The sequence below is a fragment of the Pseudomonadota bacterium genome, assembly GCA_030860485.1.
In the GTDB taxonomy this organism is placed as follows: domain Bacteria; phylum Pseudomonadota; class Gammaproteobacteria; order JACCXJ01; family JACCXJ01; genus JACCXJ01.
In genome coordinates this window covers 1-4,510 of sequence record JALZID010000001.1, presented here as the reverse complement: position 1 = coordinate 4,510, position 4,510 = coordinate 1, and the positions used below count along the sequence as shown (strand labels likewise).

Below are 4,510 nucleotides of genomic sequence, written 5' to 3'. Positions count from 1 at the left end.
GGCGCTGCCCATGTCGTAGCTACCGGCCGGGACCCAGACCATCTCCGGGCCCTGGCCGCCGATTTTCAAGGGATCACGGAAAGAGGTGGGTTCGGCGATCTGGGGCTCAGGTTCCGCCTTCGGCCGCCCGCGTCACGTAAGCGTTTGTGGTTCGATTGCTCCGACATTTCCGTTCTCCTCTTCAAGATCTGTCAAACGAGCACGGGCCTTGCGGGCCGAGGGGACCGCAAGAGCACGGTTGGGATAGCGACGCCAGGGATCGGCGTGTGCAGCAAGGCGCCTTTGGGGTTGTTGCAGTGCGCGAAATGTGGCCTCGGACGGAAGCACCGCCCGAGCGGGCAGCCCCGGTTCCCCGGTCTTCATGCGACCCTGCCCCCCTGGCTAGAAACGGGGTTTTAGTACGGGCAGCTCGCCGGGGTAACGATTCAGGGTTAACGATGCGGTGCCACGGACCCGGTGGTTACCGGCCCGCGGCATACGCGGGATGGGATGCTTCGGTCCCCTTCGCCGCCTCGCCCAGACGAGCCGCGCCACTAGGGACCTGAGTATCGCATCAGCTCCTGTTTTTGAACGGATCCTCCTCTTGGTTGCTGCGGCGCGCTTCTGCACCGCGCATCATTCTATCTTATGTTGTTCGACGTTCGAAGCTGGACCCACGCGCTAGGGCTTGGTGCCACAGGCCGGCGTGCTACGTCATGCGGCGAGCCGCATAGAGATCCAAATTGGACGTATACGCCCTCTACCGCCCTGCCGCAATAGATCGTATGGTAGAGCCGCCTATATCTTCCGCTATATGGTTCAGGGGAGGATGCGGGTACGAGGTCAAGGGGCTCCTGACCGGCCGCCCGTCTCCGCGGCGCGTGCACCTCTCTCGCGCCCGAGCGCCGAAGACCACGGGCCCTCACGACCGAGGGATGCCGGCCAGGCACGCGCCTCAGCGCCCGGACATCGCGCTCGCGCCAGCCGAACGGCATCGATTGATCTGGACGCGGACCAGACGTTCACTAAACCGGTCCAAGGACCTGGGGCGTTAAGCGCGGCGATGCGTTCGTAGATCGTCCGGCGAGTCGCTCGGTGTAGGGGTGCGAAGTCCGGTTGCGATCCCCTCATTTTAATAAGTGCACGCCCCCCCAAATAGGGGGATGCGGAGGCGGTGGAAGGGCGTTATCGTGCAGCTCGTAACCTACGTCCACGGTGCGTTGGTGCCACCGATCTCGATCCGACAGACCCCGCCTAGGGCCCGGCGGCGGCCCTCCGTACCGCACAACGGAGGGAGCCGATGCCCATGCCCATCACACTTGTCCTCGCCGACCACCAACCGATCGTCCTCGACGGCCTCACGCACCTGTTTGCGCGCGAGCAGGATTTCTTTGTCCTCGCTAGCCCGACTTAGCCGATTCGAGAGGTACGAAGATACTAAGTACTTGATATTCTCATAGCGACCTCAGTAGGTCTGCACTACACGGTTGCCGGTGGCGTCACCCCGGCGGTGGTGATCTTCGGCAGGGGTTGGGCAGGAAGTTGGAGCGCGAGCTTTTGTAAGAGCAGTTTCAGCTCAGGCTCGGGCTGGGTGTAACGGGTGAGGACGAGCTCCCGACCGTCGGTGGTCGGGATGTGCACATCGAGCATCTGCACGGCGGCGAACTTCTCGATCACACTGCGGGGGGTCAGCCCCGGCGCCAGGGGGTGCAATCGTCGGCTCAGCGTGACGTGCAGGCAATAAGCAAGGAAGGCGATAAAGATATGGGCCTCGATGCGTTTTTCGCGTTGATGGAAGATGGGACGGATGGCGAGATCCCCCTTGAGGTTCTTGAAGGCCTCTTCCACCGCAACGAGCTGCAGGTAGAAGTGCCAAAGCTTCGCGGGATCGGTTTCCGTGAGATTGGTGCGGAGGAGGTAGCGACCCTCGCGCCGACGCACCTCGGAGCTTGTCACGGCGGAGCCGATAGCGGAACGTACCCTCTTCTTTGGCGAGTTTGACTTCGACCAGACGCCAGGCGGACGGGGCCTTTTGGCGCGCTGCACCTAGCTTCATCAAGAGCGCCTCGCGGCTGAGGGTCATCGCCGAGAGTTGCCTGAGACGCGCCCATAACCGTTTCAGCTTCCGCCGGCGAATGGCCCGTTCCTTCGCCACCCGATCCCGACTCTGCGCGTAGACATAAAGTTCCCCATCCTCTGGCAGGAGCTTCACGTCCACCCCCGGGCGTGCTTCCTGCCACGACTGCGCCAGCAACGCTTTCTCGAACCGGCTCAACCGCCCCTTGGGTGTTCCCACCAGATAATGCACCGGGGGATCGCTCTCGCGCATCTCCTTGAGAACCGCCTCGGTCGGGATCCCTCTGTCCATCGCCCAGATGCGCCGCGCCCGGCCGTATTGCTCTTCGATCCGCGCCAGGAAATCGCGCAAGGTGGTGTTGTCCGTGGTGTTGCCCGCCAAGACTTCATAGGCCAGTGGCAAACCTTCCGGTGTCACCACCAAGGCAATGACCACCTGCACACAGTCGGACCGCCGATCGCGCGAGTGGCCAAACCGGCGTTTAGCGTCATCCCCCTCGGGCGGGTCGCACTCGAAATACGTGCTCGTCAGATCGTAGAGCAGCACATCGAAAGAAACGTTGAAGAGGTCCCGCCATCGGTTCGTCAAGTGATCGAAGACCGCGCGCTTGTGCTCGAGCAGCCGATCATGGCACCGATAGAGCGTGTGAATATCGGAAAGCCCCTCATCGGCGCCGAGCAGATCGGCCAAGGCGCTCCGGTCATACCATTCTCGATGCAACCGCCACTCACTGCCCGGCGCGAGCAGTCGGTAGGCCACGAGCACGAACAGCACCTGATCCCAGCGCGTGCCCTTGCGGCTCCGTGGGAGCCGCTTGGCCCAGAACTCATCCAACCGCAACTCCTGCCACAGCCAAAGTGCCAACCAACAGGCACCCCATTGTCGGGGCCGGCACAACCGCAAGTCACTGAGCCGCAGCCGCACCACCGTCTCGTCCGGCACGAGCCCTTCACATCGATCCTCCGGGAATAGCGAGAGCGTGCGAGGTGCTTTTGCGCCATCCTCGAATACTTCGATCGATTTACGCCATGCCCACTCCTGCGAGGCGTTGATCTCCCCTAAATACAGCACATGGCGTTGCAGCACGCGCCCGTCGCACAGGCGCCTGTTCTCGACAATGCTCCAATAACGGTGCTCCTTGCCGTCCTTCTTGCGGGTGGTGGCACGCAGAAACATGATGGCCACCCATTATGCACAAAATCCCTCTCTTGAAAACAACCAAGGTCTTCACTACAATCATTTTTCGCCGATTCGTTGCGCTGCTGCATTTACAAAACAAATGATTACGAACGCCGGCCCCTCGGCAACCCAGAAAAACGAGGGCGAATCGGCTAAGTCGGGCTAGCCATGCCAACAGTGCAGAAACACTGGAGGCCGTGCGCCGGCACCGGCCAGCAGTTCTGGTGCTCGGCGTCAGCCCTCCGGCAACGGAGGGCCTGACGGTCTTGCGCGAGATGCAAGAGGAGAATCTGCCGACGCGAGCGGTGGTCTTCGCGGGGGGATCGACGAGCAGGAGATCGTCGAGGCCATTCGTCTCGGTGCGCGCGGCGTGGTGCTCAAGGAGATGCCACCCAGGCTCCTCCTGCAGTGCATACGCAAGGTGCATGCGGGCGGCGAATGGTTCGAGACGTGTTCCATCGGCCACCTCGTGGGGAGGATCCGCCAAGGCGACGCTACGCGCAACAGAGCCGAGGCGCTGACGCGGCGCGAGATTGAGGTCGTGCAGCGCGCGGCGCAGGGCCTGAACAACCAGGCCATCGCCCAGAGCCTGTCGATCGGCAAAGGGACCGTCAAGGTGCATCTCCACCGTATCTACGGAAAGCTCAAGGTGAGGAACCGCGTCGAGCTATTGCTGCATGCCCGGAAGAAGGGCTGGGTGTGACGAGCACGACCCGTTCTTGCTGACGCTCTCTTATGGAGTCTCCTACAGATCAGTAGTGCCACTCACTGGCAGTGCCATTCACCGGGCCCCACGCTCTCACCGGCCTCAACGACGAAGCCCTGGCGGCTGATGTTGCCGAGATTGGCGGTGTCGACGCTGGTGGTGCCGCGCTCCAGCCAGCGGTGCCCCTGCAGGAAGGTATGAAAGGCCGTTCCCAGGCCGATGACGTGGAATCTGACCTTTTCGCCTAAACGTGTGCCCACCGTGGGTTGGTCCAGAGTGGGATCTTCTTGCCCTTGAGGATGTGGTTGACCTCCATGCCCCAGAAGGTGGTCTCGTGCATCCAGAGGATGAATTCGTGCTTGATAGGCTGCTAGCGACAGTAAACAATTGACCCCTTGGTGCCTAAGGGGTGTCTCCACACGCCCTCGGGTTGGCCCCGATCGCTAGTGTAGTGTCCACGAAATAGATGGACAGCTATTTCTTTCGTTTCCTGTTCCGTGGACTGGTGCAGCCGGGCTGAATCTTCTCCAAAGTCTGCCGACAGCGAGAGAGTTTCTCCGTGATGGATT

General features: G+C 61.9%; 3 protein-coding genes and 1 pseudogene. 2 read left to right on the top strand and 2 right to left on the bottom strand.

The window, feature by feature from the left end; all coding sequences use genetic code 11:
- Window positions 1-1,458: 1,458 nt before the first annotated feature.
- A pseudogene (locus tag M3461_00020) lies at window positions 1,459-3,232 on the bottom strand (IS1634 family transposase).
- Between M3461_00020 and M3461_00015 the strand changes: the two are divergent.
- Together M3461_00015 and M3461_00010 are read left to right on the top strand one after the other, a co-directional pair.
- The gene (locus M3461_00015; protein MDQ3772876.1) at window positions 3,231-3,401 is read left to right on the top strand and encodes a hypothetical protein; all 171 of its coding nucleotides are present in this window, start codon (window positions 3,231-3,233) and stop codon (window positions 3,399-3,401) included. The pseudogene M3461_00020 and the gene M3461_00015 overlap by 2 nt on opposite strands.
- 219 nt (window positions 3,402-3,620) lie before the next feature.
- Window positions 3,621-3,938: a response regulator transcription factor gene (locus tag M3461_00010; GenBank protein MDQ3772875.1), complete on the top strand. Its 318-nt coding sequence runs from the start codon at window positions 3,621-3,623 to the stop codon at window positions 3,936-3,938.
- A 62-nt stretch (window positions 3,939-4,000) separates the two neighbouring features.
- Here M3461_00010 and M3461_00005 read toward each other — a convergent pair whose 3' ends face one another.
- On the bottom strand, window positions 4,001-4,201 hold the full coding sequence (locus M3461_00005; GenBank protein MDQ3772874.1) for a hypothetical protein: 201 nt from the start codon (window positions 4,199-4,201) through the stop codon (window positions 4,001-4,003).
- Window positions 4,202-4,510: the final 309 nt, after the last annotated feature.

Bases quoted from the DNA above. Each gene is read 5' to 3' on its own strand.
- M3461_00015 (MDQ3772876.1), top strand. From the start codon at position 3,231: ATGATGGCCACCCATTATGCACAAAATCCCTCTCTTGAAAACAACCAA.
- M3461_00010 (MDQ3772875.1), top strand. From the start codon at position 3,621: ATGCCACCCAGGCTCCTCCTGCAGTGCATACGCAAGGTGCATGCGGGC.